Annotated in this window: 1 pseudogene; it reads left to right on the forward strand. The window is 66.5% G+C overall.

Annotated features, from left to right (window positions below):
* Positions 1-463 (forward strand): annotated as a pseudogene (locus AC5RUU_RS19615) (glycine dehydrogenase (aminomethyl-transferring)); the annotation flags it as partial.

A 463-nucleotide genomic window follows, 5' to 3' on the forward strand; every position in this document is an offset into this window, starting at 1 on the left:
CTTCGTCCTACCTGCAGCATCCGGTGTTCAATACGTACCGGTCGGAGACGCAGCTGTTGCGGTATATCCGGAAGTTGTCGGACCGGGACCTGGCGCTGGACCGGACCATGATTCCGCTGGGTTCGTGCACGATGAAGCTGAATGCCACGGTGGAGATGGAGGCCATTTCCTGGCCGGAGTTCGCCTCGATCCACCCGTTCGCCCCGGATTCGCAGACCGAGGGCTGGCGTGAGCTGATCGCGGGCCTGGAGGCGGACCTGACCGAGATCACCGGGTATGACCAGGTCTCCATCCAGCCCAACGCCGGTTCCCAGGGCGAGCTGGCGGGCCTGCTGGCGATCCGCGGCTACCACCATTCGCGGGGCGATGGCCAGCGCAACGTGTGCCTGATCCCGGCCTCCGCGCACGGCACCAACGCCGCCTCCGCGGTCCTTGCGGGCATGAAGGTGGTGGTCGTGGCCAC

It is taken from the genome of Arthrobacter sp. K4-10C (assembly GCF_059090085.1).